Here is a 26,693-nt window from a genome sequence, read left to right as displayed (position 1 = left end):
TCCATGACCCTCCGGATTTCGGGCAAGAGCATCAGCGTCGGTGAGGCCCTGCGTGGCCGCGTTGCCGACCGTACCGACGAGGTGCTGCGCAAATATTTCGACGGCAATTATTCCGGCCACATCACGCTCAGCAAGGACGGCTTCGGCTTCCGCACCGACTGCGCCCTGCACCTCGATTCCGGGATCACGCTGGAGGCCGATTCGAACGCGCCGGATGCCTATGCCAGCGCCGACCAGGCGCTGCTGATGATCGAGAAGCGGCTGCGCCGCTACAAGAACCGGCTCAAGGACCGCTCCGCCCGCAAGGCCCATGTCGCCTCCGAGGCGATGGCGGCGCTCGATGCCACCAGCTACGTGCTCGAGGCGCCCGAGGGCGAAGACGAGGTCACCGGCTACAGCCCCGTCATCATCGCCGAGGCGACCACCTCGCTGAAGCCACTGTCGGTCAGCGAGGCGGTCATGGAACTCGACCTGAGCGGCGCCCCCTGCCTGGTATTTCAGCATGGCTCCAGCGGCCGGGTGAACATCATCTACCGCCGGGCTGACGGCAATGTGGGCTGGATCGACCCGCCGGGTGCCAGACCGGACGGCAAGGCGGGCAGCTAGGGCCGAAACCGGGGAGCCCCCGTATGATCCCCGGCCTTAACAATGACCGGGGCAAAGCCGTACGCGGCAGTTGGCACCGGGATTGCGTTGGAGTAGAAGCGCCCCACATCAGGATCGGGGCTAAGTCCTCCTCCTGCTTCACCTTCTTGCGCCGGCCCGGCGTGGTTTCTTTCCAAGCCGGCCAATTCGGAACCTGACGGTCTAATTCACCTCGGAAACCTTCCATGCCGATTACCGATCTGGTCGCACCCGAGGCGATTCTCCCGGCATTGAAGGTCAACAGCAAGAAGCAGGCCTTGCAGGAGCTCGCGGCCAAGGCCGCCGAGCTGACCGGGCAGAATGAGCGCTCGGTGTTCGAGGTGCTGCTGCAGCGGGAGAAGCTCGGCACCACCGCGGTCGGCTATGGCGTTGCCATCCCCCACGGCAAGCTGCCCAAGCTCGAAAAGATCTTTGGCCTGTTCGCACGGCTCGACCGCCCGATTGATTTCGAGGCGATGGACGGCCAGCCGGTCGATCTCGTCTTCCTGCTGCTCGCCCCCGAAGGCGCCGGAGCCGACCACCTCAAGGCGCTCGCCCGCATCGCCCGCCTGCTGCGCGACCAGGACATTGCCAAGAAGCTCCGCGCCTCCCGCGACGCCCAGGCGATCTATTCGGTGCTGGCGCTACCGCCGGCCACCGCGGCGTAACGTTCCGTCCTTCTCGCCTGGTAAGGATTATGCGGGCAGCGTCCCGTCATGTCGCCTTGATCTCAAAGGTAGAAGGTACGAAAATCTTCCCGCTTGAGACGCACGGCACATTGGGCGGCGCCAAAATCCGCTAAGAGCCGTTCGAAGTTGTGGACTGAACGGACGTGACTGGGAATGGAATGACGCCGTTGCGCCTCGCGGCCGCGGCGAGAGAGCGGCTCTGGGGGCCAGGCCTCGACCGGCGGATACCCGGCGGCAGGGCGGCGTCGAACAGCTCTGCACCTTGCGACAGGCCCAAGCGGTCCATTCAGTGGTGGCATTGCCGCCGGCGACGAACGGCCGTTCATCGATATCGCTCGATCCGGACCGCGCATTTGCTCGAAGTGACGCCGAGCGAATTGAGGCCGGCTGGCGGCGCGGGTCCCGGGAACGTCGCGCGTGCGAAGGCGCTCGTGATCCGCGGTGAGGAAAGATTCGCGGTGCTTCAGGCGGTCAGCTCATGAGCAGCCTGCACACCGACGATTCCGAGGTGGACGAAACTGCGATCTGGGAAGCGCCCAGCGTCGGGGTGGAAAAGCTGGCCAGAAACGTGATGCGCGGCTCGATCACGGTCAATGTGATTGCGTCGATGGGTGTCTTCCACCCCGCGCTGCTTCGCGCCGAATGGAGCTACGTGCAACAGGCCGTTGCGCTCCTGATGTGGGTCATCCTGATCTACGCCAGTGCCTTCGTGCGTCCACGCATGCGCGTGCAGCCCAATCCCGATCTCATCGCGCTGGTCGCATTCTATGCGCTCGCGGCCGTTTCCGTTCTCTGGACCAATCTGTCCGCCGCAGCGATCATGAAGAGCGCGGCCCTCGTGGTCACGACCTTCGGTGCATACTGCCTCATCACGCGGATCGACATCGACGAGATCACGGGATCGACGGCGCTGGGGCTCTTCATATTGGTCGCCGCCTCGACGTTGGTTGCGATCTTCGTGCCCGAGATCGGCGTCGACGACAGCTGGATGCACAATGGGCAGTGGCAGGGAATCTACGAATCCAAGCAGACGCTCGGGTTCATCAGTGCCTATTTGATGTTCTTTGCCTGCTATCGGAAGATGACGGGACAGGGATGGACCATTTTTCTCGCAATGTTTCTCCTGGCCTCGACGTGCGTCATCGCCTCGGAATCGCGTGGGGCCGGCGCCGTCGCATTTGCCGCGTGTGGGTTGCTCCTGACCTCGATGTGGTCGATTCGTTGCATGAAAATCTATGCGGTGCTGCCATTCATCATGTGCATTCTTGCGGCCGTGCTGTTTCTGTACTTCTACGTGACGGGTTACGATTCCATCCATATCGGCGAAACCACAATCGATCTGACGGAGCGGACCTTCATTTGGCAGTACGCCATCAGCCATTTCAACGATGCGCCTCTGCTGGGCTTCGGCATTAACGGGTTCTGGACGCGCGCGCCGATATACGACTATTTCAACCAGAACCATGGCTGGGTGCTCGACAATTATCATAGCGGCTACATCGCAGTCGCCATCGAAACGGGATTCCTGGGCTACGTGCTGTTCGCTGCGAGCGTCTATCTGTTCTCGGAAAAGGTCTTGTATCTGATCGCCACGCGGTCGATTGATCGCGGCCACTGCGCTCTCATCCTCGGCTTCGTGGTCCTGAGCTTTCAATCGAATTTCACGGAAACGATGTTCCTGCGTTCGACGATGTTCACCTCGGTGCTTCTCGTCGCATTCTTCTTCGCGACGTGCAGGCCGGTGCCCCAGCAGGGCCTGCAGCAATGATGGATGCAATCAGGATGAATGGGGCCTGCGCCCGCTGGTCGGCGACTTTCGGTCTCGCCGTGGCGATATCCATCCTCGCCATCTGCTCTCAAGCCGCCGCAGCCGGGCAGGGCGCCGCACGCATCTCGGGCGGATTGGGACGAGGCATCAACGTTCTTGGCTATGACGGCATCTGGGAGGGCGGCCAGGACGCGCCGTTTCGTCTCGACAATCTCACCGCGATCAGAAACGCCGGCTTCTCGCACGTCCGCATCAACTTCTTCGGCTTCAAGTTCATGGGACCGGGGAATCTGCTGGATGAAGCCGTCTTGAAGCGCCTCGACGCTGTGATCGAGGAAGTGCTCGCCCGGAACCTCATCCCTGTCCTCGACGAGCACGATACCCATGTCTGTCAGCGTGACGTCTCCGGATGCGCCGAGAAACTGAAAGCGTTCTGGACGCAAATCGCCGCGCGCTATGCCGGAAGATACCCGACGCTCATCTTCGAGGTGCTCAATGAGCCGGGCGGACAGATGACATCGGCCGGCTGGAACGTCCTTCTGGACGAGTGTCTCGGCATCATCCGCGCCACCAACCCCGGGCGGACGGTCATTGCAGCGGTTCTCAACGTCGATGACATGCCGGTCGAGGATCTGATCCTGCCGCCCGCCGACCGAAACCTCATCGTCACGTTCCACTATTACGCGCCGCTACGCTTCACCCATCAGGGAGCACCGTGGTCGCCGACCTTCTCGCGACTCGGGCCACTTGATTGGGGCTCTCCGGAGGACGAACGTAAGGCTCGCGCCGATTTCGAGAAGATTCGGCTCTGGTCCCAACGGGAGAAGCGCCCGATCTATCTCGGCGAGTTCGGCGTCTACGAGGCCGCTCCGGCCGAAGCACGAACGAGATATCTGTCGTTCGTGGCGCGAAGCGCGGAGCGGCTTGGCTGGGCGTGGGGCTATTGGCAGTTCGACCATGACTTCGCCGCCTTCGACAGCGCGCGTCAAACCTGGAAGCCGGACATCCTGCGGGCGTTGATGCGGGGTGAACGCTGAAACGCGCTGCGGTTGTGCCGCATCGCAGGCACGCCATGGCTCAAATGAGAACGGGCACGCCTTCGCAAGAAGGCATGCCCGCTGGAAACTCTCTTCGTGCGACGCGTGCGCTTAGTGCACGCTCACGGCTTGCAGCTCGTTGCTCCAGGCGTTGGCGATCGCGGCTTCGCGGCTGTCGGTCAGCATGATCGGCGTGCCGTCGGCGGCGTGGAGCGCGAACAGCTTGAGACCCGGCGCAATCTTGGGCGCCTCGGGGAACAGGTCCGGTACGTCCTCGGAACGGATCTGCTTCACATAGGCGATATGGCCTTCGCCGAGGGTTGCCAGCGTCTCCGGAGAGACGTTCTTGGCTTCATATTCGAACGCAACGTGACCTTCACTCATGGTCTCGACTCCTCTGGAACACTAAGCGGTCGAGTCCGCTACTCGTTCCATTATTCGTGCTCATTGATAGCGATTGTCTTAACGATCCGCTCCGGTTCAGGCCGGGCCAGATCGATCGACAACAGCCCGTTCTTCAAATCCGCACCCAGCACCAGCATCCCCTCCGCCAGCACGAAGGTGCGCTGGAAGTGGCGCGCGGCGATGCCGCGATGGATGTATTGCCGGGTCTTGTCGTCCTGCTGCCGCCCGCGGATCACGAGCTGGTTTTCCTCAATGGTTACATCGAGTTGGTCGCGCGTAAATCCGGCGACCGCCAGCGTGATGCGTAAGCGCTCGGGCTGGCCGTCCGTGCGGTCACACCTCTCGATATTGTAGGGAGGGTAGCCGTCGGCGCCTTTGACGACGCGATCGAGCACGCGCTCAATCTCGTCGAAGCCCAGCAGGAACGGACTGGATAACGTTGGAACACGAGACATAGTTTACAAAGTCCTCGCAGAAGCGACTTTGGTGCATCAGGGCCCGCACGCGGCACCCCTTGATCAGCAATATGGGCATATCCCTGTTGTGGTTCAAGGACGTAGCCGGGAGGCTGTGGATGGGCCCATGTCGGCCGCGCCCGTCCAGTTTGCCATGGCGTACGTGTCAGCCATGTCTCCGAACGCCCCGTCGGCAATTGGGCGGCGCTGAACGACGGGTATCGGTGCGACGATTTTCGAAGCAAATTTCTCCAACGAAAACAGAGCCCCCTCTACTGTGCATGGGGTTGTTTTCGCAGTTTTGTCGATCGGTCCCCTGAATGCTCAGGCTTCGAGCCGCTTCCGGCCGTCGGCGCTGAACAGATGCAGCTTGGCCCGTACCGCCGCGACCCGGATTCTTGCGCCGATGGCGGGGGCCTCGGTTCCGGGGATGCGGACGATGACCTCGCCCGGCGGCAGCTCGCCGGGGGTGGCGGCGACGCGCTGGTCTTCCTGCTCGCGCGAGCCGTAGACGAAGGTTTCGGCGCCGACGCGCTCGATCGCCTCGACGGTGAGCGGCAAGGCGACGCCGCCGGCCGGGGTTTGGTCGGTGATGACGAAATCTTCCGGGCGAATGCCGAGGATGCCGGCGTCTGCTGCGTTGCTGCCGGCGAGCTGCGACCGGATCTCCTCCGGGCGCGTCGACATCAAGTTCATAGGCGGCGCGCCGATGAAGGAGGCGACGAAGGTGGTCGCCGGCCTCTCGTAGATATCAAGCGGATTGCCGACCTGCTCGACCTGGCCGCCGTTCATCACGACGAGAATGTCGGCGAGCGTCATCGCCTCGAGCTGGTCGTGGGTGACGTAGATCGACGTCGTGTTGAGCCGGCGCTGCAATTTGCGGATCTCGACCCGCATCGCGATGCGCAGCTTGGCGTCGAGATTCGACAGCGGCTCGTCGAACAGGAACACCTTCGGCTGCCGCACGATGGCGCGGCCCATCGCGACGCGCTGGCGCTGGCCGCCGGAGAGCTGGCGCGGCTTGCGCTCCAGCATCGCCGACAGCTCGAGCACGCGCGCGGCTTCCTCGACGCGGGGCTTGATCTCGGCCTCGGCCATGCCGCGGTTGCGCAGGCCGTAGGCCATGTTGTTGTAGACGCTCATATGCGGATAGAGCGCGTAGTTCTGGAACACCATCGCGATGTCGCGATCGGCGGGCTCGACCTGATTGACGACCTTGCCGCCGATGTCGATCTCGCCGCCGGTGACGGTCTCGAGGCCAGCGACCATGCGCAGCAAGGTCGACTTGCCGCAGCCGCTTGGTCCGACCAGCACGCAGAACTGTCCGTCGCCGACATCGACATTGACGCCTTTGATGGCCTCGAAGCCGCCGAGATAGGTCTTGCGGACATTGCGCAGGGTGACATTAGCCATGAAAACTCACTTGTTACTTCTCGGTCTCGACCAGTCCGCGCACGAACAATTTCTGCATGACAACGACGACGAACACCGGCGGCAGCATGGCCAGCACGGCGGTCGCCATCACGATCGGCCATTCGGTCAGCGCGTCTGTGGTGGTGATCATCTTGCGGATGCCGACCTGGATGGTCTGCATGTCGTCGCGCGTGGTGATCAGCAGCGGCCAGAGATATTGATTCCAGCCGAGGATGAACAGGATCACGAACAGCGCCGCCATGTTGGTGCGCGACAGCGGCAGCAGCGTATCCCAGAAGAAGCGCAACGGGCCGGCGCCGTCGATGCGCGAGGCTTCCAATAGCTCGTCCGGCACGGTCATGAAGAACTGGCGGAACAGCAGCGTCGCCGTGGCCGAGGCGATCAGCGGCAGCGCCAGGCCCGCATAGCTGTCGAGCATGTGCAGGTCGGCGACGATCTTGTAGGTCGGATAGATGCGCACCTCGACCGGCAGCATCAGGGTGATGAAGATCAGCCAGAAGATCGGCATCCGGAACGGAAAGCGGAAATACACGATCGCATAGGCCGAGATGATCGAGATCGCGATCTTGCCGACCGCGATCATCAGCGCCATCACCAGCGAGTTCAGCATCATGTTGCCGACCGGCTCGCGGGTCGAGCCGCTCGTGCCGACGAAGATCGTCTGGTAGTAGGTCTCGAAGAAATGACCGCCCGGCAGCAGGGACATCTGCCCGTTCGCGATCAGCGCGTTCTCCTGGGTCGAAGCGATGATCGCGATGTAGACGGGGAACGCGACGATCGCGATCCCGATCCAGAGGATGAAATGGGCGACGTAGCGCCGGAAGCCCTCTTCCTCGACCATCAGTACGTCACCTTGCGTTCGACGAAGCGGAACTGGATTCCCGTCAGCACGATGACCATGATCATCAGGATCACCGATTGCGCCGCCGAGCTGCCGAGATTGCCGCCGAGCAGACCGTCGGAATAGACCTTGTAGACCAGCGTCTCCGTCGACTTGCCGGGCCCGCCGCGGGTCATGGTGTCGATGATGCCGAAGGTGTCGAAGAAGGCATAGACGATGTTGACGACCAGGAGAAAGAAGATGGTCGGGGACAGCAGCGGGAAGGTCACGGTCCAGAACCGCCGCATCGGGCGCGCGCCGTCGATCGCGGCGGCCTCGAGCACGCTCTTCGGGATGCTCTGCAGGCCGGCGAGGAAGAACAGGAAATTGTAGGAGATCTGCTTCCAGGCGGCGGCGATGATGATCAGCGTTGCGGCCTGATCGCCATCGAGCAACGGATTCCAGTCGATGCCGAGGGCGCGCAGGTAGCGCGAGAGCACGCCGAGGGACGGATGCAGCATGAAGATCCAGAGCACGCCGACCACCGGCGGAGCCACCGCATAGGGCCAGATGAGGAGCGTCCGGTAGAGCATCGAGCCGCGCAGCGGCTTGTCCGCCATCACGGCGAGCAGCAGCGCAAAGGACAGCGACGACGCGGCGATGGCGAACGAGAAGAAGAAGGTGCGCAGGATCGCTTCGAAATAAGCGGCATCCCTGAACAGCTCGACGTAATTATCGAACCAGACGAAGCTGGTCGACAGGCCGAAAGCGTCCTGCAGCAGGAAGGACTGGATCACGGCCTGCAGGGCCGGCCAGTAGAAGAAAATCAGGACGACCGCGAGCTGCGGCGCAACCAGCGCGTAAGGCAACAGCTTGGATTGGAAAATGGCTTGCTTTTGCATGATGCCCCGGAGCGGCAGGCCGCTTTGACGGCCTGCCGCTGATCGTCTTACTTTACGGCGGTCTTTTCGAACTGCCGCAGCATGGTGTTGCCGCGCTCGACGGCCGCATCCAGCGCCTGCTTGGCGGTCTTCTTGCCGGCGAGCGCCTGCTCGATCTCTTCCGACCAGACGTCACGCAGCTGGACCATGTTGCCGAGGCGCAGACCACGCGAGTTTTCGGTCGGCTCCTTGTTGGTCAGCTCGAGCAGCGGGGTCTCGAGATAGGGCTGGTCCTTGTAGAAGCCTTCGGCCTTGGCCTTCTCGTAAGCCGCCTTGGTGATCGGCAGATAGCCCGAGGCCTTGTGGATGTAGACCTGACGATCGGTGTCGGAGAGGAAGGTCAGGAATTTTGCAACGCCCTTGTAATCGTCGGCCGGCTTGCCGCCCATGACCCAGAGCGAAGCGCCGCCGATGATCGAGTTCTGCGGCGCGCCCTTGACGTCCGGGTAGTAGGGCATCGGCACCGCCGTGAAGTTGAACTTGGCCTGGGCCTTGACGTTGCCGAAGAACGCCGAGGAGGTCAGGTAGAGCGGGCATTCACCCGAGGTGAAGCGGCCTTCGCCGGTGTTGGTGCGGCCGGCATAATCGTAGGTCTTGTCCTTCTGCAGCTCGACCAGCTTCTCGAGATGCTTGACCTGCAGCGGGCCATTGAACTCGAGCACGGTGTCGAAGCCGTCGAGGCCGTTGGCCTTGCTCGACAGCGGCACGTTGTGCCAGGCCGAGAGCTGCTCGAGATTGACCCAGGTGATCCAGGAGTTGGAGAAGCCGCAGGTGGCATGACCGTTGTCATGGAGCTTCTTGGCCGCGGCGAACACGTCGGGCCAGGTTTTGGGGATCTCGACATTGGCCTTCTTCAGCTCGTCGAGATTGACCCACATCACGGTCGACGACGAGTTGAACGGGAACGACAGCATCTCGCCCTTCGAGGTCGAGTAGTAGCCGGTGATCGCGGGCAGATAGGCCTTGGGATCGAACTTTTCGCCGGTCTCGGCCATCAGCTTGTAGACTGGCTTCACGGCGCCGGTCGCGGCCATCATGGTCGCGGTGCCGACTTCGAACACCTGCATGATGTGCGGGGCGTTGCCGGCGCGGAATGCGGCGATGCCGGCATTCATCGTATCGGGGTAGTTGCCCTTGTAGGTCGGGATCACCTTGTAGTCGGTCTGCGACGCGTTGAAATCGTTCGCCAGCTTGACGATGACGTCGTTGTTGGCGCCGGTCATCGCGTGCCACCACTGGATTTCCGTCACGGCCAGCGCCGGCGAAGCGCCGAGACCAACCGCGAGTGCAACAGCAGCAGCGGTGCCAAAATGTCGAAGAGCCATCAAGAAAACCTCCCTTGCCCGTCAATAAAGAAGCGCTTGCGCTAGCAGCGCCATATGACGTTCACATGACTGTGTAAGCGGGAGAAACGAAAGCAGCAAGCGCTGCTAAATGGGAAGTCGTCAAATAGGCGAAGACGCTGCGGGCAGCCTCCTCCGTTCGCGCTGCACTATCGTGCCCGCGCCGCAGTGCGGCATCATTCGTTGAACGGAGGTGGCGGCCTCAGCGCTTGCGCTCGGGGCCGCAGACGGTGCCCTTCGCGACCATCGCGTCGATCTCGGCCTTGGAGTAGCCGAACTCGCCGAGCACCTCGGCCGCGTGCTGGCTGAATTTCGGCGGCAGCCGGCGCAGGCTCGGCTTGCTGCGATCGAGCCGGATCGGCGAGGCGACGCCTTTGTACCAGTCCTTCTCGATGATGTCGCCGCGTGCGATCGTGTGCGCGTTGGTCAGCGCCTGGTCGATCTTCTGCACGGGCCCCGCGGGCAGGCCCGCTGCCAGCAGGCGATTGCACAGCGGCTCGGCCTCGTGCTGGCTGAACACGGCGGCCAGCTCGGCGCGCAGCGCCTCGCGATTGGCGATGCGGTCCTTGTTGCGGGCAAAGCGCGGATCGGTGCCGAGCTCGGGCTTGCCGATCTCCTTGGCGAGCTTGCGGAAGGTGCCGTCATTGCCGACGCCGATGAAGATGTTGTCGGTCTTGGTCGGGAAGATCGCGTAAGGCACAAGGTTCGGATGCTCGTTGCCGGTGAGCGAGGGCGGCTTGCCATGCATGAAATAGTTCGCGGTGTGCGGATGCATGATGGCAAGGCCGGTCTCGTACAGCGTGGTCTCCAGGAACTGGCCCTTGCCCGAGCGCTGCCGCTCCGACAGTGCCATTAGGATTCCGATCGCGGCATAAAGGCCCGTGGTGATGTCGACCAGCGGCACGCCGATCCGCATCGGCCCGCTCTCGGGCGAGCCGGTCGCGGCGATCATGCCGGTCATGGCCTGGATGATGGCGTCGTAGCCGGGATTGCCGCCGCGCGGACCGTCGGCGCCGAAGCCGCAGATCCGGCAGTGCACCAGGCGCGGGAATTTCTTGCTGAGGACGTCGTTGCCGATGCCCCATTTCTCCAGCGTGCCCGGCTTGAAATTCTCGATCAGGACGTCGGCGGTCTCCAGCATCTTGAGCAGCACGATGCGGCCGCCCTCGGAGGCGAGGTCGAGGCCGATGGAGCGCTTGTTGCGGTTGATGCCGACGAAATAGGCCGCGTCCTCCTCGTGGAAGGGAGGTCCCCATTCGCGCACTTCGTCGCCCGCGGGCGGCTCGACCTTGATGACGTCGGCGCCATGGTCGGCGAGGATCTGGGTGCAGTAGGGACCGCCGAGCACGCGCGTGAGATCGATGACGCGCAATCCGCTCATGGCACCTGTGGCGGCTTCAGAACTCATACCTTCGCTTCCCTGTGTCGGTCATTTGATCACAGGCCTAGCGAGGTTTGTTTGCGCCAGCAATGGGCCCTCGCGTGGAGCCGTATGCGCCGCCGCGCAGCCATGCCGCGCGATGGCAAATTCAGCCGGAAGCGGCCGGCCCGAGGGGGATCCCAGGCCAGCCAATCCGCCGGTCCGGTCAGACGACCGTCAGGCGAACATCGACATTGCCGCGCGTGGCGTTGGAGTAGGGACACACCTGGTGGGCCTTCGCGACCAATGCCTCGGCGTCGGCGCGGGCGAGGCCCGGCAGCGAGACCGCGAGGTCGATATCGAGCCCGAAGCCGCCTTCCGAGCGCGGGCCGATGCCGACGGTCGAGGTGACGGAGGCATCCGCGGGAACCTTGGGGCCGCCCTGCGAGGCCACGAACTTCATCGCGCCGATGAAGCAGGCGGCATAGCCGGCCGCGAACAGCTGCTCGGGATTGTTGCCGGCGCCGCCGCCGCCGCCGAGCGCCTTCGGCGTGGTGAGCTTGACGTCGAGCGCGCCGTCGAGGGTTGCAGCATGGCCGTCCCGGCCGCCGGTGGCCTTGGCGCTGGTCTTGTAGAGGACGTTCACGGACATTGTCGTCTCCTTGAGGGTTCGGTGGGGGCGCGATCTTTATTGCAGGCAATTAGATTGTGTGCAATTGAAATTGCGGAGCTTCACATTTAATTGTTCGCAATTGAATGTGCCGGCGCGCGGCGCCAGAATGAGACAAATCCCGAGAGAGTCTCCATGCCTCGAAAATCATCGGCAGCGGACGCGCCGCTGCGGCTCGACAACCAGATCTGCTTCGCGGTCTATTCCGCCGCGCATGCCTTCAACCGCGTCTACAAACCGCTGCTGGACCGGCTCCGCCTGACCTATCCGCAATATCTGGTGATGCTGGTGCTGTGGGAGCGCGACGACGTGCCGGTCAAGGACATCGGCGAGAAGCTGTTCCTGGATTCGGGCACGCTGACGCCGCTGCTCAAGCGCCTCGAGGCCGCACATCTCGTCAAGCGCACCCGCTCGAGCGAGGACGAGCGCCAAGTCCTGATCGCCCTGACGGCGCAGGGCCATGCGCTCAAGGAGAAAGCGCGCAGCGTGCCGCAGTCGATCCTGGCGGCGTCGGACTGCTCGGTGTCGCAGCTGGTGACGATGAAAGACGAGATCGTCGCGCTGAGAGATCGGCTCAATGCGGTGATTGGGGAGTAGGGGGCGGCTATGCGCGATCAGAAATGCTTCTTCGCGAATGCTCGCTCCGAGCCAGATTTCAGAATGCGACAGCTCGTACGGCGTCATCGAACGCGAAATAGGTCCGAATTCGCCAAGGCCCGTATTTCGAGGTGTGCGGCACCTCGCCGGCATTATGCTTCGTCAAGCGAGCCCGCAGATCGTCGGTGATGCCGACGTAGAAGTGCTCAGAATTCAGGCTTTCGAGGATATAGACGTATTTCATCGCGCTTCCTCCCAGGAGGGTAGGATAGCAGCTTCGAGACACGCTTTGGATGTTCTAGCCTGCTGTCGCTTAAGGAGCGTGCATATCGGCTCCAGCCCGCCGCCGCCCTTCGGGCTATGGCGGGGCAGCCTTCGCCCACTTCGCTACGAGGGACTTCCCTAGGCTTGCCCAGCCGAAGCTCGCGAAGCGAGCGAAGGCTGGTGGAGCCAGGCGGGATCGAACCGCCGACCTCTTGCATGCCATGCAAGCGCTCTCCCAGCTGAGCTATGGCCCCTTAGTCCAGATGGGAGGATCCTGGGGGACCCGTCCCGGCCGGCGAGCGCTCTAGGCGACTCGCGCGGTGAACCCTTTTTCACAGATCAGGACTGATCTCAAGTCTCTTCATCACCTCCGACATCACCAATGATGTCGGTCACGTCCTCATCGCCCTCTTCCTCATCGGCAATGAAGGTCGAATCGTCGTCATCATCGTCGTCGAGGGTCTCGTCGACCTCGATGTCGTCCTCCGACTCGGGCACGACGGCCTTGACCTTGCCGGTGTTCTCCTCGGCGTCGGCCTCCTCGAGCGAGACCAACTCTTCGGCCTCCGCCGGCTCCGGCGCGCTGTCCTGGGCCATGTTGCGGGCCTCGGCGCCCCGGGGCGCGCGCGCAGGCGCGATCGGGGCGATCGGCACCACCTCGCCGGTATAGGGCGAGATCACCGGGTTCTTGTTGAGGTCATAGAATTTCTTGCCCGTGGTCGGGCAAATACGTTTGGTTCCGAGTTCGGACTTGGCCACGGCAGGAATCCTGGGAATGTCTGAAAAGCGGTGCTTCACTTGGCTAGTTGGCGGCCCGCTGTCAATAGCGCATTACAGGAGAACGACATGCTCGTGACGGGGCGCGGACCATGTGGTACCTGCGCGCCAGCCCATTGGGCCGATCCAAGGACACAATCTTGACCCATTCCGATCAACCGAGACCGCTCCAGTCTCGCGCCAGCGGGCCCCTGACCGGGAAAGTACGGGTGCCCGGAGACAAGTCGATCTCCCACCGTGCGCTTATCCTGGGCGCGCTGGCGGTCGGCGAAACCCGGATTTCGGGCCTGCTCGAGGGCGAGGACGTCCTCAACACCGCCAAATCCATGCAGGCGCTGGGCGCAAAGGTCGAGCGGACCGGCGATTTCGCCTGGAAGGTGAATGGGGTGGGTGTCGCCGGCTTTGCCGCGCCCAAGGCGCCGCTGGATTTCGGCAACTCCGGCACCGGCTGCCGGCTGGTCATGGGCGCCGTCGCCGGCTGCCCGATCGCGGCGGGGTTCGACGGCGATGCCTCGCTGCGCAGCCGGCCCATGCGCCGGATCCTCGATCCGCTCGAGAAGATGGGTGCGAAGGTCATCTCCGGCGGTGAGGGCGGGCGCCTGCCGCTGACCCTTCAGGGCGCGCGCGATCCGCTGCCGATCACCTACACGACCCCGGTCGCCTCGGCCCAGATCAAGTCGGCAGTGCTGCTGGCGGGGCTCGCCGCGCCCGGCACCACGATCGTCATCGAGACCGAGGCCAGCCGCGACCATACCGAATTGATGCTCAAGCATTTCGGCGCCGACATTGCCTCGGCGCGGGAGGGCGTGCATGGCCGCCGTATCACGCTCAAGGGTCAGCCCGAACTCCATGGCGCCACCGTGGTGGTGCCGGCCGATCCCTCCTCGGCGGCCTTCCCGGCGGTCGCAGCGCTGATCGCGGAGGGCTCCGATGTCGTCCTGTCGGACGTCATGACCAATCCGCTGCGCACCGGCCTGTTCATCACGCTGCGCGAAATGGGCGCCTCCATTGAGGAAAGCGAGGTCCGCGGGGACGCCGGCGAGCCGATGGCGCAATTGCGCGTGCGCGCCTCGAAACTGCGCGGCGTCGAGGTGCCGCCGGAGCGGGCGCCCTCGATGATCGACGAATATCTGGTGCTGGCGGTGGCGGCCTCCTATGCCGAGGGCACCACCATCATGCGCGGCCTGCACGAGCTCCGCGTCAAGGAATCCGACCGGCTGGAGGCCACCGCAGCCATGCTGCGGGGCAACGGCGTCAAGGTCGAAATCTCCGGCGACGATCTGATCGTCGAGGGCCGCGGTCACGTTCCCGGCGGCGGCACGGTCGCCACCCATATGGACCATCGGATCGCGATGTCCGCTCTGGTGATGGGCTGCGCTTCCGACCAGCCCGTGAGCGTCGACGATACCGCCTTCATCGCCACCAGCTTTCCGGATTTCATTCCGATGATGCGTTCGTTAGGGGCCGAGTTTTCATGATCATCGCCATCGACGGGCCCGCGGCCTCGGGGAAGGGAACGCTCGGCAAGCGTCTCGCCCACCATTACGGCTATCGTCATCTCGATACCGGTGTGATCTACCGCGCGGTGGCGTACGCCCTGATGCAATCAGGTCATGATCTCCGGGACGAGGCGGCTGCGGTGCAGGCCGCGCTGGAGCTCGATCCCGAAAAGTTCGGCAATCCTGCGCTGAAGACCCAGAAGGCCGGCGAGGGCGCCTCGATCGTCTCGGCGATCCCTCGGGTCCGGGAGGTTTTGATCAATTTCCAGCGGCAATTTGCGGCCGATCCGCCAGGCGCGGTGCTGGACGGCCGCGACATTGGAACCGTGATCTGCCCGCACGCCGACGTGAAGATCTTCGTCGTCGCCGACCCCAAGGTCCGCGCCCGGCGTCGCACCATGGAAGCCAAAGCGAGGGGCGAGAAGGCTGACGAGGCGGCCGTGCTTGCCGACATCCTCCAGCGCGACGAACGCGACCAGAACAGGCCGATTGCGCCTTTAAAACCGGCCCCCGATGCTTACTTGCTAGATAACTCTCAACTGGATATAGAAGGCGGCGTCCGGGCCGCCATCGACATTATCGAGGCCGTCCGAGCGGGCCGGTCGCGGGGTTAAGCCGCAGCCGTCATTGGAGGAAGTGCCCGCTCCCGCTCTTTGAGGTCGATACGCCAGGCCCCTCGTTTCGGGACCGGCGCGATCCAGGCTCCGGACACAAGATTTCCACGTATCGAACGCGCGGGCCTCAGCCGGCCCGCTTCCGCTGTTCCGGCGCCAGCCGGAGCAACGAGCGGTCGCTCGAAGGTTTTGCGGACCTTCCGACACTGCGCGTCCGATGCGCCCATGAACCCAACGGCCGGCATGACATCCGCAACTGGAGAACAAATGGCTTCGACTTCTGCTGATACCTATAGCCCCTCGCGCGACGATTTCGCCGCGATGCTCGACGAGTCCTTCGCAGGTGGCAACCTGCAGGAAAGCTCCGTCGTCAAGGGCAAGGTGGTTGCAATTGAAAAGGACATGGCCGTCATCGACGTCGGCCTGAAGACCGAGGGCCGCGTTGCCCTGCGTGAATTTTCCGGCCCCGGCCGTGAGTCCGACCTCAAGGTCGGCGACGAGGTGGAAGTGTTCCTCGATCGCATCGAGAACGCCCTCGGCGAGGCCGTGCTGTCGCGCGACAAGGCGCGCCGCGAAGAGAGCTGGGGCAAGCTCGAGAAGGCGTTCCAGAACAACGAGAAGGTCAACGGCGTCATCTTCAACCAGGTCAAGGGCGGCTTCACCGTCGACCTCGACGGTGCCGTGGCCTTCCTGCCGCGCTCGCAGGTCGACATCCGTCCGATCCGCGACGTTGCGCCGCTGATGAACAACTCGCAGCCGTTCCAGATCCTCAAGATGGACCGCCGCCGCGGCAACATCGTGGTGTCGCGCCGCACGGTTCTCGAAGAGACCCGCGCCGAGCAGCGTCAGGAGCTGGTGCAGAACCTCGAAGAGGGTCAGGTCATCGACGGCGTGGTCAAGAACATCACCGATTACGGTGCGTTCGTTGACCTCGGCGGCATCGACGGCCTGCTGCACGTCACCGATATCGCGTGGCGCCGCGTCAACCATCCGACCGAGGTGCTCTCGATCGGCCAGACCGTGAAGGTCAAGATCATCAAGATCAACCACGAGACGCACCGCATCTCGCTGGGCATGAAGCAGCTGCTGGACGATCCGTGGCAGGGCATCGAAGCCAAGTACCCGCTGGGTGCCCGCTTCACCGGCCGCGTCACCAACATCACCGACTACGGTGCGTTCGTCGAGCTCGAGCCGGGCATCGAAGGCCTGATCCACGTCTCCGAGATGTCGTGGACCAAGAAGAACATGCACCCCGGCAAGATCGTTTCGACCTCGCAGGAGGTCGAAGTGCAGGTGCTGGAAGTCGATTCCGTCAAGCGCCGCATCTCGCTCGGCCTCAAGCAAACCATGCGCAACCCGTGGGAGGTCTTCGTCGAAGGTCACCCGACCGGTTCGGTGGTCGAGGGCGAGGTCAAGAACAAGACCGAGTTCGGTCTGTTCCTGGGCCTCGAAGGCGACGTCGACGGCATGGTCCATCTCTCCGACCTCGACTGGAAGCTTCCGGGCGAGCAGGTGATCGACAACTACAAGAAGGGCGACATGGTGAAGGCCGTGGTGCTCGATGTGGACGTCGAGAAGGAGCGCATCTCGCTCGGCATCAAGCAGCTCGAAGGCGATCCCTTCGCCGAGCCGGGCGATGTCAAGAAGGGCGCGGTCGTGACCTGCGAAGTGCTCGAAGTGAAGGAAAGCGGTATCGAGGTGAAGATCGCCGGTACCGACTTCTCGACCTTCATCAAGCGCTCCGAGCTCGCGCGTGACCGCAACGACCAGCGTGCCGAACGCTTCGCCGTCGGCGAGAAGGTCGATGCCCGCGTGATCCAGTTCGACAAGAAGGCCCGCAAGGTCCAGGTGTCGATCAAGGCGCTCGAAGTCGCCGAAGAGAAGGAAGCCATCGCGCAGTACGGCTCCTCCGATTCGGGTGCGACGCTCGGCGACATCCTGGGCACCGCGCTCAAGAACCGCGACAGCAAGTAAGCGAAACGCAAGTTTTGCTGACATCGAAGCCCCGGCGCGAGCCGGGGCTTTTTTGTTTGCTGCCGCATATACAACTGTCGTCCCGGACAAGCGGAGCGCCGATCCGGGACCCATAACCCCAAGGAGAAGTTTGGCGAAGACTCGCAGTTGCCAGCTCGCGCGACGGCTGCTTCCTGTGGTTATGGATCCCGGCGTTCGCGGGGATGACGATGGAGTTTGTGGCGACTTGCTGTGGCCTCAAGAGGCCTTGTTTTCTTCAAATTGCGCCGCAATTGATGTATCCAGATAAGCCGTTGGTCACGCCGTGACGGCACAACGCGCCTAGCTTTCATTTGGAGATATTCCGATGTCGCTCGATTCGGACATCATCGTCGATCGCCGACGGATCCGTCGCAAGCTGACGTTCTGGCGCGTCATGGCCGCGCTGATCGCGATCGCGGCGATCGCAAGCTTTGCGCTGATTGCGACGCCCGGCGCGCGCGGCAGCTTCGTATCCGCCGGCTCGATCGCGCGGGTCCAGATCGATGGATTGATCCGCAGCGATTCCGATCGCACGCAGGCGCTGGAGCGGCTTGAGAATTCGCAGGCCGCGGCCGTCATCGTTCACATCAACTCGCCGGGCGGCACCACCGCCGGCTCCGAGCAGCTCTACGATTCACTCGTCCGGTTGAAGGCGAAGAAGCCGCTCGTCGTGGTGGTCGAGGGCCTTGCGGCCTCCGGCGGCTACATCACCGCGATTGCGAGCGATCACATCATCGCCCAGCAGAGCTCGCTGGTCGGGTCGATCGGTGTGCTGTTCCAATATCCCAACGTCTCCGAGCTCCTGAAGACCATCGGCGTCAAGGTCGAGGAGGTGAAGTCGTCGCCGCTGAAGGCCGCGCCCAACGGCTTTGAGCCGACCAGTCCCGAGGCGCGGGCCGCGCTCGATGCGCTGGTGAAGGATTCCTACGCCTGGTTCAGGGGATTGGTGAAGGATCGGCGTGGCATGGATGACACGCAGCTCGAGAAAGTGGCCGACGGCCGCGTCTTCACCGGCCGCCAGGCGATCGATCTCAAGCTGGTCGACCAGATCGGCGACGAGAAGACGGCGGTGAGCTGGCTGGTCGAGCACAAGAGCGTCAAGAAGGGTCTGCCGGTACGCGACTACAAGCTTCAGCCGCGCTTTGGCGACCTGCCGTTCCTCAAGACGGCGGCGGCTGTCACGCTGGAAGCGCTCGGTTTGGGCTCGATTGCGCACCAAATCGGGCAAACTGGCGTTGCGCAGGCGGTCGACCGGTTCGGAATGGATGGAATGCTGGCCCTGTGGCAACCGGCCACCTCAAACTGAGGCGGCTGGGCGAGCGTACCAGGGTTTTCCCGTCTGACGGGCGTCGGGACAGCACGCTTTTTCGGCATTTGTCACGCATTTTCACGACGCTCAACCTTGATTTAGCGTCTTGACAGATCACGGTATTTTCACGGAAATGGTTATCCGCACGCTCCCGGGTCCTATCTCTCGATGATCAAATCCGAACTTGTTCAGCGTATCGCCGAGCACAACCCGCATCTGTACCAGCGGGATGTCGAGAACATTGTGAATGCGATTCTCGAAGAGATCGTAGCGGCCCTCGCACGCGGTGATCGCGTCGAGCTGCGCGGTTTCGGTGCCTTCTCGGTCAAGCATCGCCCCGCACGCGCCGGGCGCAATCCGCGCACTGGCGCCCATGTGCCCGTCGACCAGAAGAGCGTTCCGTTCTTCAAGACCGGCAAGGAAATGCGCGAGCGGTTGAACCGCGACCATCCGGACCCCGGCGCGCCCGATTAAGGTATCCGCTGTCGCCCGGGCTTAACCGAACGGCCGCATGATGCGGCAGCAAGCTTGATTCAAGACGAGCGATCGCGATGCGAAAGTTCCTGACCGCGCTGATCGTGATTCCGCTGGGCCTGATCCTGGTGGCGTTTGCCGTCGCCAACCGGCATTTCGTCACGGTCTCGTTCGATCCCTTCATTTCGGACGACCCGTCACTCTCGGTCACGTTGCCGCTGTTCCTGCTGCTGATCCTGGTGGCCGCCATCGGGGTCTTCGCCGGCGGTTGTGCGGTCTGGTTCGGCCAGCGGCACTGGCGCCGGGCAGCGCGCCGGCATGAGGCGGAGGCCCGGGCCGCCAGGGGCGAGCTGGCCGATCTGCGGGCCCAGGCGGCCGCGGCAAGGCCCGAGCCCCAGCGCCTTCCCGTTCCCTCCGGGGTGGGGCTTTACGGGCCCATCGGGCGAGACAAGCAGCGCGCGACGTTGTAGAAGCGGCCGCAATCGAAAACCTCGTTTTCCGGCCGCGGACCCGCGGCCTCCTCTTGCTTTGAGACCATGTCCCTGCTCGTCAAAATCTGCGGCCTGTCCACGCGCGAGACGCTCGACGTCGCGCTCGACGCCGGTGCCGACATGGTGGGGTTCGTGTTCTTCCCGCCGTCACCGCGGCACCTATCCCTGGCGCTCGGCCGCGACCTCGGCCGCCAGGTGAAGGGGCGTGCGCTCAAGGTGGCGCTCACCGTCGATGCCGACGATGCGACGCTCGACAACATCATGGATGCGCTCGCGCCGGACATCTTCCAGCTCCACGGCCAGGAGAGCGTCGCGCGGCTGCGCGACATCAAGCAACGCTTCGGCCGCCCGGTGATGAAGGCGGTCCCGGTCGCGAATTCAGCCGATCTCGCCGTGCTGCCCGGCTATGCCGCAGTGGCCGACCGCATTCTGTTCGACGCGCGCGCGCCGAAGGATGCGACGCGGCCCGGCGGCCTCGGGGCGCCCTTCGACTGGCACCTCCTGGAAAACCTCGATCTCAAATTGCCCTACATGGTCTCGGGCGGGCTGCATGCCGAAAACCTCGCTGAGGCCCTTCGCGTCACCCGCGCCGGCGGCGTCGATGTGTCCTCCGGCATCGAGAGCGCTCCCGGCGTCAAGGATCCGGACATGATCAAGGCCTTCATCCGCGCCGCGCGCGCCAGTCAAGAGTTGAGCGTCCGATGAACATCGCCAAACCAAACTCCTACCGCAGCGGTCCCGATGAGCGCGGCCATTTCGGCATTTTCGGCGGACGCTTCGTCGCCGAAACGCTGATGCCGCTGATCCTCGATCTCGAGAAGGCCTACACCGCGGCCAAGGCCGATCCGGCGTTCCAGGCCGAGATGAACGGCTATCTCAAGAACTATGTCGGCCGGCCGTCGCCGCTCTATTACGCCGAGCGCCTGACCGAGCATCTCGGCGGCGCAAAGATCTACCTCAAGCGCGAAGAGCTCAACCACACCGGCTCGCACAAGGTGAACAACGTGCTCGGTCAGATCATGCTGGCGCGGCGCATGGGCAAGAAGCGCATCATCGCCGAGACCGGCGCGGGCCAGCATGGCGTTGCCACCGCGACGCTGTGCGCGCGCTTCGGGCTCGAATGCGTGGTCTATATGGGCGCTGTCGACGTCGAGCGGCAGCAGCCCAACGTCATCCGCATGGAGATGCTGGGCGCCAAGGTGATGCCAGTGCAGTCGGGCACGCGCACGCTCAAGGACGCCATGAACGAGGCGCTGCGCGACTGGGTCACCAACGTGCACAACACCTTCTACTGCATCGGCACGGTGGCCGGCCCGCATCCCTATCCGACCTTGGTGCGCGACTTCCAGTCGATCATCGGCAACGAGACCAGGGCGCAGATGCAGGAGATCGAGGGCCGCCTGCCGGATTCGCTGGTTGCCTGCATCGGCGGCGGCTCCAACGCGATGGGCCTGTTCCATCCCTTCCTCGACGATCCCAGCGTCGAAATTTTTGGCGTCGAAGCGGCGGGCCACGGGCTGACGCAGCTCCACGCGGCCTCGATCGCGGGCGGCCGTCCCGGCGTGCTGCATGGCAACCGCACCTATCTCTTGATGGATGCTGACGGCCAGATTCAGGACGCGCATTCGATCTCGGCCGGCCTCGACTATCCCGGCATCGGCCCCGAGCATTCTTGGCTGCACGAGGTCGGCCGCGTCAATTATCTCTCCGCGACCGATGACGAGGCGCTCGCCGCGTTCCAGCTGCTGTCGAAGCTCGAGGGCATCATCCCCGCGCTCGAGCCCGCGCATGCCATCGCCAAGGTGATGGAGCTCGCGCCGAAGCGACCTCGGGATCACCTCATGGTCGTCAACCTCTCCGGCCGCGGCGACAAGGATGTCCCGCAAGTCGGCGACATCCTGAGGGGCAAGAGCAAGTGACCACGCGTATCGACACCCGTTTCGCCGAGCTTGCGAAGCAAGGCCGCTCGGCCTTCGTGACCTTCCTGATGGCCGGCGATCCCGATCCCGCGACCTCGCTCGAGATCATCAAGGCGCTGCCGAAATCGGGCGCCGACGTGATCGAGATCGGCATGCCCTTCACCGATCCGATGGCCGACGGCCCGTCGATCCAGGCTGCGGGCCTGCGTGCGCTCAAGGCCGGCATGACCTTGAAGAAGACGATCGAGCTTGTGCGCGGCTTCCGCAAGGACGACAACGCGACGCCGATCGTGCTGATGGGCTACTACAATCCGATCTACATCTACGGCGTCGACAAGTTCCTCACTGATGCGAAGAGCGCGGGCGTCGACGGTCTGATCATCGTCGATCTGCCGCCGGAGGAGGACGACGAGCTGTGCCTGCCTGCGATGAAGGCCGGCCTCAACTTTATCCGGCTGGCGACGCCGACGACCGACGACAAGCGTCTGCCAGCGGTGCTCGCCAACACGTCGGGCTTCGTCTACTACGTCTCGATCACCGGCATCACCGGCGCGGCCGCCGCTGACTCCCCCGCCGTGAGCGAGGCGGTGGCCCGCATCAAGCGGCACACCAAGCTGCCGGTCTGCGTCGGCTTCGGCATCCGCACGCCGGAGACGGCGCGTGCCATTGCCTCCCATGCCAATGGCGCGGTCGTCGGCACGGCGCTGGTCGATGCGCTCAAGACCAGCCTCGATGCGGAGGGGCGGGCGACCGGCAAGACCGTTAACGCCGTGGCGGAGCTGACGGCGGCTCTCGCCCAGGGCGTCAAGGGCGCGCAGCAGGCGGCGGAATAGGCCATAATTCCGCTGTAGCTCTTGAGTTTGAGCATGATCTGGTCGGAAAACCGCTTCACACTTTTCCGGATCATGCTCTAACGCGGGCGACACGGCGGCTTGCCGGGCAGAGGTCCGGCCGCCATATATCCTTCAGGCGATCCGCGAGGCGGCATCGCACATCGGAGTAAACCATGAACTGGCTTACCAATGTGGTCCGGCCGAAGATCCGCAACATGCTGCGGCGGGAGACGCCGGAGAATCTGTGGATCAAGTGCCCGGATTCCGGACAGCTCGTGTTCTACAAGGACGTCGAGGCCAACCAGTTCGTCATTCCCGGCTCGAATTACCACATGCGCATGGGCGCGCTGGCGCGCTTGAAGTCGATCTTCGACAACCAGACCTGGTTCGACGTCGCGCTGCCTGAGGTCACGCCCGACCCGCTCAAGTTCCGCGACGAGAAGAAGTACGTCGATCGCGTCAAGGACGCGCGCGCACGAACCAATCTGAATGACGCGGTCAAGGTCGGCTATGGCAAGCTCGAAGGCTCCGCCGTCGTCATCGCCGTGCAGGATTTCGACTTCATGGGCGGCTCGCTCGGCATGGCCGCAGGCGAGGCCATCGTGCGCGGCATGGAGCTCGCGGTCGAGAAGAATTCGCCGTTCATCGTGTTCGCCGCATCCGGCGGCGCGCGCATGCAGGAAGGCATCCTGTCGCTGATGCAGATGCCGCGCACGACCGTCGCGGTGCAGATGCTGCGCGAGGCGAAGCTGCCCTACATCGTCGTGCTGACCAACCCGACCACCGGCGGCGTCACCGCGTCCTACGCAATGCTGGGCGACGTGCAGATCGCCGAGCCCGGCGCGCTGATCGGCTTTGCCGGCGCGCGCGTGATCGAGCAGACCATTCGCGAAAAGCTCCCGGAAGGCTTCCAGCGCGCCGAGTACCTCAAGGAGCACGGCATGGTCGACATGGTCGTGCATCGTCACGAGCTGCGCCCGACCCTGGCGCGGCTGTGCCGCCTGTTGACCAAGGCGCCGGCGCAGGAGGGTGCATCGAAGCCGACGCAGGCCGTCACGAGCCCGGCACAGATCGTATCGGCCGCTGAGACGGCGCCGGCTGCGCCCCACGCGTGAACGCGCCCTCCGACAGCACCAAGACGCCGCTCGGCGAGCTGATCGGGCGGCTGTCGGCCCTGCATCAGAAGCGCATCGATCTCGGGCTGGAACGGATGCACCGGCTGCTTGAGCGGCTCCGCCACCCCCAACGCAAGCTGCCGCCGGTGATCCACATCGCCGGCACCAATGGCAAGGGCTCGACGCTCGCCTATCTGCGCGCAACGCTGGAGGCAGCAGGCTTGCGCGTCCACGCTTACACCTCGCCCTACCTCGTCCGCATCAACGAGTGCTTCCGGCTCGGCCGTGTCGGCGGCGGCATGCTGGTCGGTGACGACGCGTTGCGCGCCGCGCTGGAAGAGGTCGAGCGCGTCAATGCCGGCGAACCGGCAACGGTATTCGAGTTGAAGACTGCTGCGGCTTTTGTCTTGTTCGCGCAGAACCCGGCCGACGTGGTGCTGCTCGAAGTCGGTCTCGGCGGCCGGCTCGACTCAACCAACGTGGTCGATACGCCGGCGGCCTGCGTGATCACGCCGGTCAGCATGGACCACATGGATTTCCTGGGATCGACGCTGACATCGATCGCCGGGGAGAAGGCGGCGATCATCAAGCGCGGCGTGCCCGTGGTCTCCGCGGAGCAGGCGCCGGACGCCATGGCGGTGATCGAGGCGGAGGCCAAGCGCGTGCGCGCCCCGCTGTTTGCCGCGAACGAGAGCTGGCACGTCAATGTCGAGCGTGGCCGTCTGGTCTATTCCGATGATCGCGGCCTGATGGATCTGCCGGCGCCGCGTCTGTTCGGCCGCCACCAATTCGCCAATGCCGGCCTTGCGATTGCGACGCTGCGCGCGCTTCCGGGCTTCAAGGTGGGCCACGCCGCGTTCGAGGCCGGCATCGTCGGTGCCGAATGGCCGGCGCGGATGCAGCGCATCACCTCTGGCGAGCTGCTGTCCTGGGGACCGCAGGGTTCCGAGATCTGGCTCGATGGCGGCCACAATGCCGAAGGTGGCCGCGTTGCAGCCGCCGCGCTCGGCGATCTCGAGGAGCGGGTGTCACGGCCGCTGGTCATCATCGTCGGCATGATGGCCAACAAGGATGCGCCAGGGTTTCTCGCCAATTTCGCCGGCCTCACCCGTCACATCATCGCGGTGCCGATCCCCGATACCGAGAACGCGATGCCGGCTGATCGCCTCGCGGACGCCGCGCGCAGCCTCGGCATGCGCGTCGAGCCCGCAGCCGGGATCGAAGCCGCGCTGCGCGCCTTGTCCAAGCTCGCCTATGAAGTGCCGCCGCGGATCCTGATCACCGGCTCGCTGTATCTCGCCGGCCACGTGCTGGCCATCAACGGCACGCCTCCTGCATAGACGGACTCGTGTCCCGGACAAGCGCAGCGCTGCGTCCGGGACACGAGCGTGGGGATGACAATGCGTTTTGCCGCGATTGCCGATGTGCACGGAAATTACCTCGCGCTGGAGGCCGTGCTCGCCGACATTCGCGCGTTTGGCATCACCGATATCGTCAACCTCGGCGACATGCTGAGCGGACCGCTTGATGCGCGCCGGACCATCGAGATCCTGATGCCGCTCGAGGCCGTGCACGTGCTCGGCAATCACGACCGCTATCTGCTCGACCGGCCGCCGGAGAAGATGGGCTCGTGGGATCGGCCCGCGCATGCGCAGCTGAGTGCCGGGCAGCTCGCCTGGCTGCGGGCGCAGCCGATGACGCGCGTGTTCCGCGACCAGGTGTTCCTCTGCCACGCAACCCCCGGCAATGACGAAATCTATTGGCTCGACACCGTGCATCCCGACGGCGCGGTGGCGCTGTCGCCGTTGGACCGGATCGAGCAATTCGCGCATGGCATCACCCAATCCCTGATCCTCTGCGCCCACACCCATCTCGCCCGCGCCGTGCGCCTGCGCGACGGCCGGCTGATCGTCAATCCCGGCAGCGTCGGCAGTCCCGGCTTTCGCGACAAGCATCCCTATCCGCATGTCGTCGAAGCCGGCACGCCGCACGCGCGTTATGCGATCCTCGAACTGGCGGAAGGTGCCTGGCAGGTGACGTTTCGCAACGTCGCGTATGATCACGATGCGATGGCGGCGCTTGCGCGCCGTTATGGGCAGCCGGAGCTGGCGAACGCGCTCGCGACGGGATGGATCGAGTAAGCCGGCACCGGCTGCTCACTTCAACAGCTTCATCGGATCGGCCGCCTTCTGCTTCAATTGCTCGAAGCTGCATTGCCGCGGCGCCTTGTCCGGGCGCCAGCGCAGGATCGAGGTGCCGTGGCGAAAGCGCTCGCCGCTGAAATGATCGTAGCAAACCTCGATCACCAGCTTCGGCTTGAGCGGACACCATTTCGCCGAGCGCTCGGTCGACCAGCGGCTCGGCCCGCCCGGCGCGGTGCCGGTGAAGCCGGGCTCGCCAATCAAAGCTTCGAGCCGATCGGTCAAGGCTGGCTTCTCCTCCGCCTTGATCGCTGAGGTGAAGCCGACATGGTGCAGCAAGCCGGCATCGTCGTAGAGCCCGAGCAGCAGCGATCCCACGACCTTGCGACTCACGATCTTGTTGCTGGCATAGCGGAAGCCGCCGACCACGCAATCGGCGCTACGGAACCTCTTGATCTTCTGCATGCCGTCGCGGTTTCCGGCCTGATAGGGCAGGTCGATGCGCTTGGCGATGACGCCGTCCGAACCGCGGCCGGACCGCGCCAGCCATGTCTTGGCCGTGGCGTAGCTTGTGGTGAACGGCGAGAGACGGAAGGTGCCGCTTGTCAGATTTGCTTTCGCAAACGCTTCCAGCACCGGCCGCCGCGCGCTCAGCGGTTGTTCGGCAAGCTGCTTGTCCCTGGCAGTCGCGAGCAGATCGAAGACGAGATAGAGCGCCGGCGTTTCCTCGGACAGCTTCTTCACGCGGCTTGCGGCGGGATGAATCCGTTGCAGCAGCGCGTCGAAGGAAAAGCCCTTGCCCTGCGGCACGACGAGCTCGCCGTCGAGCGTGAAGCGATTGGCCTTCAGCCTCAAGGCAGCGGCGACCACTTCCGGGAAATAGCGCGCGAGGTCCTCGCCGGATTTGGAGCGCAGGTCGACCCGGCCGCCGTCGCGCGACAGCAGGCAGCGAAAGCCGTCCCATTTCGGCTCGTACTGCCATTCCTTGCCGCGCGGAATCGCGTCGACCGACCGCGCTTCCATCGCAACCAGAAAGCTCGATTTTCGCGCGCGCTTGGCGGGAGGAGCGGGCAAGGGCTGGGACTCGTCATACGCTGGACACGCCCCACCAACGCAGAA

Annotated in this window: 27 protein-coding genes, 1 tRNA gene and 1 pseudogene; 17 read left to right on the top strand and 12 right to left on the bottom strand. The window is 64.2% G+C overall.

What is annotated here, in order from left to right; all coding sequences use genetic code 11:
• Nucleotides 1-3: 3 nt before the first annotated feature.
• From hpf to X268_RS32200, 4 genes are all read left to right on the top strand, one after another.
• Complete coding sequence (hpf, locus tag X268_RS32215; protein WP_128928680.1) at nt 4-606, top strand: ribosome hibernation-promoting factor, HPF/YfiA family; 603 nt, start codon at nt 4-6, stop codon at nt 604-606.
• A 224-nt stretch (nt 607-830) separates the two neighbouring features.
• Nucleotides 831-1,292 carry a PTS IIA-like nitrogen regulatory protein PtsN gene (gene ptsN / locus X268_RS32210; RefSeq protein WP_008141251.1) on the top strand — a complete coding sequence of 154 codons (462 nt, stop codon included), beginning with the start codon at nt 831-833 and terminating at the stop codon, nt 1,290-1,292.
• Between the two features lie 499 nt (nt 1,293-1,791).
• Complete coding sequence (locus tag X268_RS32205) at nt 1,792-3,081, top strand: O-antigen ligase family protein (RefSeq protein WP_128928679.1); 1,290 nt, start codon at nt 1,792-1,794, stop codon at nt 3,079-3,081.
• A gap of 14 nt (nt 3,082-3,095) precedes the next feature.
• A complete protein-coding gene (locus X268_RS32200; protein WP_128928678.1) occupies nt 3,096-4,118 on the top strand; it encodes a glycoside hydrolase family 5 protein in 1,023 nt (340 codons plus the stop codon).
• Nucleotides 4,119-4,229: 111 nt separating this feature from the next.
• Here X268_RS32200 and X268_RS32195 read toward each other — a convergent pair whose 3' ends face one another.
• From X268_RS32195 to X268_RS32160, 8 genes are all read right to left on the bottom strand, one after another.
• The gene (locus X268_RS32195; protein ID WP_035704148.1) at nt 4,230-4,502 is read right to left on the bottom strand and encodes a BQ00720 family protein; all 273 of its coding nucleotides are present in this window, start codon (nt 4,500-4,502) and stop codon (nt 4,230-4,232) included.
• Between the two features lie 50 nt (nt 4,503-4,552).
• Nucleotides 4,553-4,978: an Hsp20 family protein gene (locus X268_RS32190; RefSeq protein ID WP_024338612.1), complete on the bottom strand. Its 426-nt coding sequence runs from the start codon at nt 4,976-4,978 to the stop codon at nt 4,553-4,555.
• Between the two features lie 324 nt (nt 4,979-5,302).
• Nucleotides 5,303-6,391, bottom strand: coding sequence for a sn-glycerol-3-phosphate import ATP-binding protein UgpC (locus X268_RS32185; RefSeq protein WP_128928677.1), 1,089 nt, complete (start codon nt 6,389-6,391; stop codon nt 5,303-5,305).
• A gap of 13 nt (nt 6,392-6,404) precedes the next feature.
• A complete protein-coding gene (gene ugpE, locus X268_RS32180; RefSeq protein WP_128928676.1) occupies nt 6,405-7,253 on the bottom strand; it encodes a sn-glycerol-3-phosphate ABC transporter permease UgpE in 849 nt (282 codons plus the stop codon).
• Nucleotides 7,253-8,134 carry a sn-glycerol-3-phosphate ABC transporter permease UgpA gene (gene ugpA, locus X268_RS32175; protein ID WP_128928675.1) on the bottom strand — a complete coding sequence of 294 codons (882 nt, stop codon included), beginning with the start codon at nt 8,132-8,134 and terminating at the stop codon, nt 7,253-7,255. The genes ugpE and ugpA overlap by 1 nt, the downstream gene beginning before the upstream one ends.
• 47 nt (nt 8,135-8,181) lie before the next feature.
• Complete coding sequence (gene ugpB / locus X268_RS32170; RefSeq protein ID WP_128928674.1) at nt 8,182-9,498, bottom strand: sn-glycerol-3-phosphate ABC transporter substrate-binding protein UgpB; 1,317 nt, start codon at nt 9,496-9,498, stop codon at nt 8,182-8,184.
• Between the two features lie 220 nt (nt 9,499-9,718).
• Nucleotides 9,719-10,924 (bottom strand): CaiB/BaiF CoA transferase family protein, encoded by a 1,206-nt coding sequence (locus X268_RS32165; RefSeq protein ID WP_128928673.1) that lies wholly within the window; start codon nt 10,922-10,924, stop codon nt 9,719-9,721.
• A 178-nt stretch (nt 10,925-11,102) separates the two neighbouring features.
• On the bottom strand, nt 11,103-11,528 hold the full coding sequence (locus X268_RS32160; protein WP_128928672.1) for an organic hydroperoxide resistance protein: 426 nt from the start codon (nt 11,526-11,528) through the stop codon (nt 11,103-11,105).
• A 153-nt stretch (nt 11,529-11,681) separates the two neighbouring features.
• Here X268_RS32160 and X268_RS32155 point away from each other — a divergent pair, with 153 nt between their 5' ends.
• The gene (locus X268_RS32155; RefSeq protein WP_128928671.1) at nt 11,682-12,143 is read left to right on the top strand and encodes a MarR family winged helix-turn-helix transcriptional regulator; all 462 of its coding nucleotides are present in this window, start codon (nt 11,682-11,684) and stop codon (nt 12,141-12,143) included.
• 17 nt (nt 12,144-12,160) lie between these two features.
• Here X268_RS32155 and X268_RS32150 read toward each other — a convergent pair.
• The 3 genes and pseudogenes from X268_RS32150 to X268_RS32140 all read right to left on the bottom strand — a co-directional run bounded on the left by X268_RS32150 (nt 12,161) and on the right by X268_RS32140 (nt 13,166).
• A pseudogene (locus X268_RS32150) lies at nt 12,161-12,387 on the bottom strand (GIY-YIG nuclease family protein).
• Between the two features lie 198 nt (nt 12,388-12,585).
• Nucleotides 12,586-12,661: transfer RNA gene (locus X268_RS32145), tRNA-Ala, on the bottom strand.
• Nucleotides 12,662-12,758: 97 nt separating this feature from the next.
• A complete protein-coding gene (locus X268_RS32140) occupies nt 12,759-13,166 on the bottom strand; it encodes a TIGR02300 family protein (protein WP_128928670.1) in 408 nt (135 codons plus the stop codon).
• Between the two features lie 158 nt (nt 13,167-13,324).
• On the opposite strand from X268_RS32140, the gene aroA reads away from it, so the two are divergent.
• From aroA to X268_RS32080, 12 genes are all read left to right on the top strand, one after another.
• Nucleotides 13,325-14,662 carry a 3-phosphoshikimate 1-carboxyvinyltransferase gene (gene aroA, locus X268_RS32135; RefSeq protein WP_128928669.1) on the top strand — a complete coding sequence of 446 codons (1,338 nt, stop codon included), beginning with the start codon at nt 13,325-13,327 and terminating at the stop codon, nt 14,660-14,662.
• Nucleotides 14,659-15,297, top strand: coding sequence for a (d)CMP kinase (cmk, locus tag X268_RS32130; protein WP_128928668.1), 639 nt, complete (start codon nt 14,659-14,661; stop codon nt 15,295-15,297). The genes aroA and cmk overlap by 4 nt, the downstream gene beginning before the upstream one ends.
• 267 nt (nt 15,298-15,564) lie before the next feature.
• Complete coding sequence (rpsA, locus tag X268_RS32125) at nt 15,565-17,271, top strand: 30S ribosomal protein S1 (protein WP_164938046.1); 1,707 nt, start codon at nt 15,565-15,567, stop codon at nt 17,269-17,271.
• A 346-nt stretch (nt 17,272-17,617) separates the two neighbouring features.
• Nucleotides 17,618-18,598 carry a signal peptide peptidase SppA gene (gene sppA, locus X268_RS32120; protein WP_128928666.1) on the top strand — a complete coding sequence of 327 codons (981 nt, stop codon included), beginning with the start codon at nt 17,618-17,620 and terminating at the stop codon, nt 18,596-18,598.
• Between the two features lie 171 nt (nt 18,599-18,769).
• Nucleotides 18,770-19,075 (top strand): integration host factor subunit beta, encoded by a 306-nt coding sequence (locus tag X268_RS32115; RefSeq protein WP_007598410.1) that lies wholly within the window; start codon nt 18,770-18,772, stop codon nt 19,073-19,075.
• A gap of 77 nt (nt 19,076-19,152) precedes the next feature.
• Nucleotides 19,153-19,545, top strand: a complete 393-nt coding sequence (locus X268_RS32110) for a lipopolysaccharide assembly protein LapA domain-containing protein (protein WP_128928665.1) — start codon at nt 19,153-19,155, stop codon at nt 19,543-19,545.
• Between the two features lie 66 nt (nt 19,546-19,611).
• The gene (locus tag X268_RS32105; RefSeq protein ID WP_128928664.1) at nt 19,612-20,271 is read left to right on the top strand and encodes a phosphoribosylanthranilate isomerase; all 660 of its coding nucleotides are present in this window, start codon (nt 19,612-19,614) and stop codon (nt 20,269-20,271) included.
• The gene (trpB, locus tag X268_RS32100) at nt 20,268-21,485 is read left to right on the top strand and encodes a tryptophan synthase subunit beta (RefSeq protein ID WP_128928663.1); all 1,218 of its coding nucleotides are present in this window, start codon (nt 20,268-20,270) and stop codon (nt 21,483-21,485) included. The genes X268_RS32105 and trpB overlap by 4 nt, the downstream gene beginning before the upstream one ends.
• Nucleotides 21,482-22,318: a tryptophan synthase subunit alpha gene (trpA, locus tag X268_RS32095; protein ID WP_128928662.1), complete on the top strand. Its 837-nt coding sequence runs from the start codon at nt 21,482-21,484 to the stop codon at nt 22,316-22,318. Before trpB ends, trpA begins: the two co-directional genes overlap by 4 nt.
• A 173-nt stretch (nt 22,319-22,491) precedes the next feature.
• On the top strand, nt 22,492-23,433 hold the full coding sequence (gene accD / locus X268_RS32090; protein WP_128928661.1) for an acetyl-CoA carboxylase, carboxyltransferase subunit beta: 942 nt from the start codon (nt 22,492-22,494) through the stop codon (nt 23,431-23,433).
• Nucleotides 23,430-24,773 (top strand): bifunctional folylpolyglutamate synthase/dihydrofolate synthase, encoded by a 1,344-nt coding sequence (locus tag X268_RS32085; protein ID WP_128928660.1) that lies wholly within the window; start codon nt 23,430-23,432, stop codon nt 24,771-24,773. Before accD ends, X268_RS32085 begins: the two co-directional genes overlap by 4 nt.
• Nucleotides 24,774-24,833: 60 nt before the next feature.
• Nucleotides 24,834-25,574, top strand: a complete 741-nt coding sequence (locus tag X268_RS32080; RefSeq protein WP_164938208.1) for a metallophosphoesterase family protein — start codon at nt 24,834-24,836, stop codon at nt 25,572-25,574.
• A gap of 15 nt (nt 25,575-25,589) precedes the next feature.
• Here the strand turns inward: X268_RS32080 and X268_RS32075 are convergent, their stop codons facing one another.
• Nucleotides 25,590-26,597 (bottom strand): ATP-dependent DNA ligase, encoded by a 1,008-nt coding sequence (locus tag X268_RS32075; protein ID WP_128929453.1) that lies wholly within the window; start codon nt 26,595-26,597, stop codon nt 25,590-25,592.
• Nucleotides 26,598-26,693: the final 96 nt, after the last annotated feature.

The organism is Bradyrhizobium guangxiense (assembly GCF_004114915.1).
GTDB classification, from domain to species: Bacteria; Pseudomonadota; Alphaproteobacteria; order Rhizobiales; family Xanthobacteraceae; genus Bradyrhizobium; species Bradyrhizobium guangxiense.
This window is presented reverse-complemented; position numbering and strand designations above follow the sequence as displayed.

Excerpts from the sequence above, each read along its gene's own strand:
- hpf (WP_128928680.1), top strand. The coding sequence starts at position 4 with ATGACCCTCCGGATTTCGGGCAAGAGCATCAGCGTCGGTGAGGCCCTG.
- ptsN (WP_008141251.1), top strand. The coding sequence starts at position 831 with ATGCCGATTACCGATCTGGTCGCACCCGAGGCGATTCTCCCGGCATTG.
- X268_RS32205 (WP_128928679.1), top strand. The coding sequence starts at position 1,792 with ATGAGCAGCCTGCACACCGACGATTCCGAGGTGGACGAAACTGCGATC.
- X268_RS32200 (WP_128928678.1), top strand. The coding sequence starts at position 3,096 with ATGAATGGGGCCTGCGCCCGCTGGTCGGCGACTTTCGGTCTCGCCGTG.
- X268_RS32195 (WP_035704148.1), bottom strand. The coding sequence starts at position 4,502 with ATGAGTGAAGGTCACGTTGCGTTCGAATATGAAGCCAAGAACGTCTCT.
- X268_RS32190 (WP_024338612.1), bottom strand. The coding sequence starts at position 4,978 with ATGTCTCGTGTTCCAACGTTATCCAGTCCGTTCCTGCTGGGCTTCGAC.
- X268_RS32185 (WP_128928677.1), bottom strand. The coding sequence starts at position 6,391 with ATGGCTAATGTCACCCTGCGCAATGTCCGCAAGACCTATCTCGGCGGC.
- ugpE (WP_128928676.1), bottom strand. The coding sequence starts at position 7,253 with ATGGTCGAGGAAGAGGGCTTCCGGCGCTACGTCGCCCATTTCATCCTC.
- ugpA (WP_128928675.1), bottom strand. The coding sequence starts at position 8,134 with ATGCAAAAGCAAGCCATTTTCCAATCCAAGCTGTTGCCTTACGCGCTG.
- ugpB (WP_128928674.1), bottom strand. The coding sequence starts at position 9,498 with ATGGCTCTTCGACATTTTGGCACCGCTGCTGCTGTTGCACTCGCGGTT.
- X268_RS32165 (WP_128928673.1), bottom strand. The coding sequence starts at position 10,924 with ATGAGTTCTGAAGCCGCCACAGGTGCCATGAGCGGATTGCGCGTCATC.
- X268_RS32160 (WP_128928672.1), bottom strand. The coding sequence starts at position 11,528 with ATGTCCGTGAACGTCCTCTACAAGACCAGCGCCAAGGCCACCGGCGGC.
- X268_RS32155 (WP_128928671.1), top strand. The coding sequence starts at position 11,682 with ATGCCTCGAAAATCATCGGCAGCGGACGCGCCGCTGCGGCTCGACAAC.
- cmk (WP_128928668.1), top strand. The coding sequence starts at position 14,659 with ATGATCATCGCCATCGACGGGCCCGCGGCCTCGGGGAAGGGAACGCTC.
- rpsA (WP_164938046.1), top strand. The coding sequence starts at position 15,565 with ATGGCTTCGACTTCTGCTGATACCTATAGCCCCTCGCGCGACGATTTC.
- sppA (WP_128928666.1), top strand. The coding sequence starts at position 17,618 with ATGTCGCTCGATTCGGACATCATCGTCGATCGCCGACGGATCCGTCGC.
- X268_RS32115 (WP_007598410.1), top strand. The coding sequence starts at position 18,770 with ATGATCAAATCCGAACTTGTTCAGCGTATCGCCGAGCACAACCCGCAT.
- X268_RS32110 (WP_128928665.1), top strand. The coding sequence starts at position 19,153 with ATGCGAAAGTTCCTGACCGCGCTGATCGTGATTCCGCTGGGCCTGATC.
- X268_RS32105 (WP_128928664.1), top strand. The coding sequence starts at position 19,612 with ATGTCCCTGCTCGTCAAAATCTGCGGCCTGTCCACGCGCGAGACGCTC.
- trpB (WP_128928663.1), top strand. The coding sequence starts at position 20,268 with ATGAACATCGCCAAACCAAACTCCTACCGCAGCGGTCCCGATGAGCGC.
- accD (WP_128928661.1), top strand. The coding sequence starts at position 22,492 with ATGAACTGGCTTACCAATGTGGTCCGGCCGAAGATCCGCAACATGCTG.
- X268_RS32080 (WP_164938208.1), top strand. The coding sequence starts at position 24,834 with ATGCGTTTTGCCGCGATTGCCGATGTGCACGGAAATTACCTCGCGCTG.
- X268_RS32075 (WP_128929453.1), bottom strand. The coding sequence starts at position 26,597 with ATGGAAGCGCGGTCGGTCGACGCGATTCCGCGCGGCAAGGAATGGCAG.